At 43.5% G+C, this 3,616-nt stretch carries 4 protein-coding genes; all 4 read right to left on the reverse strand.

Annotated elements, in window-relative coordinates; translation table 11 throughout:
* A partial coding sequence (dacB, locus tag Q1W14_RS21680) for a D-alanyl-D-alanine carboxypeptidase/D-alanyl-D-alanine-endopeptidase (RefSeq protein WP_300704944.1) occupies positions 1-1,270 on the reverse strand: 1,270 nt, incomplete at its 3' end.
* Positions 1,271-1,280: 10 nt separating this feature from the next.
* On the reverse strand, positions 1,281-2,639 hold the full coding sequence (gene lpdA / locus Q1W14_RS21685) for a dihydrolipoyl dehydrogenase (RefSeq protein ID WP_300704945.1): 1,359 nt from the start codon (positions 2,637-2,639) through the stop codon (positions 1,281-1,283).
* 9 nt (positions 2,640-2,648) lie between these two features.
* Positions 2,649-3,068 carry a hypothetical protein gene (locus tag Q1W14_RS21690; RefSeq protein ID WP_118466305.1) on the reverse strand — a complete coding sequence of 140 codons (420 nt, stop codon included), beginning with the start codon at positions 3,066-3,068 and terminating at the stop codon, positions 2,649-2,651.
* A 66-nt stretch (positions 3,069-3,134) separates the two neighbouring features.
* Positions 3,135-3,616, reverse strand: a 482-nt coding sequence (locus Q1W14_RS21695; RefSeq protein ID WP_300704950.1) for an ORF6N domain-containing protein, incomplete at its 5' end; no start/stop codon positions are given.

Raw genomic sequence — 3,616 nt, forward strand, 5'->3', positions numbered from 1 at the left:
TCTTGGCATGTACATTCTTATAAGAAGGAGTTCCGCGTTTCATACGATACTTTAATGTCCCATCGACTCCACCAATAGGCAAGGCCTTATATAGTTTCTGGAAAACATCCGTACGGGAATAGGCAAACTTCAGAAAAGAAACCAGCAGATCCGGAGAAATATAGTTATAATTGGAAAGTCCGCAACCATCCGCCAGATTGTAGCGACCAACGTCCTCACCCAAAGCCTTTACTTGTTTACGGATAGCGGAGAGTCCGTCTTCATCCGAAATCCTCTTCTTTCCGGTGGTTTGTGCACCCAGGCGACAGAGTAAAGCCTGCGCATTCAGATTATCACTTTCTTTCATTATCTGATTGACAACATCCTGAATAGAGGTTTCAAACAGGGCCATTTGTACCGAAACACTATCTTTCAGCAATTCATTAAAAGAATAGTCGTCAGGACAACTGATACCTTTTGCCCGCAAACGCTCAAGAAAGGTATGCATAAAGAAATCTTGGGAGGAATAGATATTAACCGTACCTATCCGCTTACTTTCCACATTTCCTTTTACAACTACGTTGTTACCATTCTGTAGCCAATCCCGAGAAATCCCGAAACGTCCGACAGCAGGAGTACGGGATTTGGTTTCATTCGTTACGGTATAATAAGAAGAGGCAGGAACACAATCGAGACTTGCCAAGTGACCCCGTTCGCCGGGAGAAGCCGTAACAGTGACCAGACCTTTATTCAGCATCAATGGCGAAAGATAAGGTTGATAGGAGGCAGGTGTATCATCCCAAGCCCAACCGCTTCCCCAATAAATGGAGTCTTTCATAGAAACATCTCCATATACATGGCCCGATATCACCGAGAACGGGAAACGACTTAGCGCATTTACCAATGAATCCAGAGCTTCATCATCAAATTCAGGGTCATATCCGCCCACAACATACAAATCACCTTTCAGCGTATCTTGTTCAATCACGCCCTGATACCATACTTCTGTTTTAAAAGGATCATCCGCATCCGGATGGGCAAGGGCGGTAATAGTAGTCAGCAGTTTCATAGTAGAAGCCGGACGAGAGAGCTTATCCGCCTGATAAGTGTATAAAGACTTCCCGTCAGTCAGGTCGTATATGGATATACCAACGTTGGAACCAGCAGGAAGTTGATATTTAATCAAGGTATCCAGGCGGGAAGAAAGGCTCTTAACAGTCGTATTTTGTCCCCATACGGTTACAGGAATAAACAAAAGAGCAAGAGCAAGAGACAACAGATATTTTTTCATGTTTATCGAGTTACAACGCTTCTTTAAAAATCTCTGAAACCGTGGGATGCGGGAATACTATTTTCTTCCAGGCTTCGGTAGTCAGTTTCAGTTCGATAGCCATACCTGCCAGGGTGATAATTTCAGAAGCCGGATTACCCAATATGTGTGCTCCCACTATGGTCTCATCATCTGCTATCAGAAGTTTACAAACTCCGTTCACTCCTTCGTTCTCAGCAACAAAACGACCGGAGTAAGCCATCGGGAGTTTTACAACACGGTAATTAATACCTTTCATTTGCAAACTTTCTTCCGTCTGCCCTACTCCTGCAATCTCCGGATTGGTATATACCACACCGGGAATTGCCCAATAACTCATGACATCTTTCTTGCCAAGTATCGTATGTACAGCTACTTCTGCCTCACGAACAGCTGTATGTGCCAGTAAAGAATAACCTGTCAGATCACCACATACATATACTCCCGGAGCAGAGGCTTGCATCTGTTCGTTTGTACAGATATTCCCTCTTTCCGTTCTTCGTAATTCCAGATTCTCCAACCCGAAACCTGTCGTTACCGGACGGCGACCTACACTCATCAATAGTTTCTCGGCAAGCACGCTGCCTGTACCTTCTGCATTCTCATAATTAACCTGCACTTGTGGCTTCCCGTCTTCGGAAGAAGCCTCAGCAAGAGATACGACCTTCGTACTAAGCATAAACTTGATTCCACGTTTTGCATATTCCACACGCAGAAGAGCGGAAAGCTCTTTATCCATGCCTCCCAGGATTTCATCAAGCATTTCGATAACAGTGACCTGTACGCCCAGACTATTAAAGAAGGAGGCAAACTCTATACCGATTACTCCACCACCAATAATGGCAAGTGAAGCAGGAAGCTCCTTATTATCTAAAGCATCGCGGTGCGTCCAGAAGGGTACAGTATCCACTCCGGGAATAGGGGGAATGAATGTTTCCGAACCGGTGCATAAAATCAGATTCTCGCACTCATAAGTCTCAGCACCACACTGCACAGTATTCTCATTGATGATGGTAGCTTCTCCCTGCACGATATTCACTCCGTGGGCAGTCAGCTTACCTTTAACGCCCAACACCAGTTTACGCACCACTTTCTGTTTACGGGCAATTATCTTCGGCAAATCAAATGAGACTTCGGAAACAGCGACTGCATATTTGGAAGCATGACGCGCAGCATCATACGTTTTTGCCGAATACAATAAAGTCTTGGTAGGGATGCAGCCTTCATTCAGACAAACTCCACCTAAACTTTGCTTTTCAAACAACACTACGCTTAGTCCGGCTTTCCCGGCAGCTTCGGCAGCAGTATATCCCGCAGGACCTCCACCGATAATGGCAACTTGGTATTTCATAGTTTCTATTTATTTATAGGTATATTGCAACTCAAGACCAGGATTCTTTTCTTTAAGTGCGGCTATCAGCCCTTCCGGGTCAGCAGGAGTAATCGGGAAAAAGCCTTTCTTCAATCCATTTTGATACCTGACCACCATCTGGCGGACGCGCCATTGCCATCCTTTGGCAGACGGGTTATAGAGGATACAGTTCACTCCGATCGCCTTCTGAGATATACCGAACACTGTCTTCACCCAAAGGTCTCCATTTTCTTTAATGATATATTTCCTTTGGTAATTACTAATCAGAAAAGGAATAGCCACAATGAATCCACATAAGACAGACGCCTCTTTCAGCAACAGGTATGTACCGCACATAAAAGTAAGAACAAATACTATTACCCATTTTTCAGTAGTAGTCATACCTTTGGATTTGAATATTTTTTCCATATATACAAGGGTTATTTGTAAACTGCCTGCAAGTTAATAAAAACCTCTCTTATCTGCACAAAAGAATTATCCTTTCTTTATCTTTTTCACCATACGCTTCATCTTTAAAGCATATAAATTCAGTTCTATCGAAGATTCGGTTTCTGTTGTATCTCCCTTCTCTTCTACAGACAATAATTCGTGAAGTAACTCGCTACTGCGTTGGGTCAATGTTTTCTGTTTATCTTCATCTACTTCAGTTGACAAAATATTTAGATTACGGGAGAGTTCTCTTAAATGAGCAAAAGACTCTATAATGGCAAGAGTCGTAGCCGTAGCACGAGGACTTTTCAAAACAGTGGCAAGCATGTAAAGACCTTTTTCGGTAAAGGCTTTAGGGACTGCACGTACTTTAGGGGATAAATTTGCGGTCGAAAGTTTCGACCGCAAATACCGTATCTCACTTTCATTCAATTCAATGATATAGTCCTTGGGGAATTTATCCAGATTATTCCTCACCGCTTCATTCACCCGCTTCGTTTCTACTCCGTACAGCGTTGCCACATCTC

It is taken from the genome of Bacteroides sp. (assembly GCF_030151085.1).
Taxonomy (GTDB): domain Bacteria; phylum Bacteroidota; class Bacteroidia; order Bacteroidales; family Bacteroidaceae; genus Bacteroides.

Bases quoted from the DNA above. Each gene is read 5' to 3' on its own strand.
- lpdA (WP_300704945.1), bottom strand. From the start codon at position 2,639: ATGAAATACCAAGTTGCCATTATCGGTGGAGGTCCTGCGGGATATACT.
- Q1W14_RS21690 (WP_118466305.1), bottom strand. From the start codon at position 3,068: ATGGAAAAAATATTCAAATCCAAAGGTATGACTACTACTGAAAAATGG.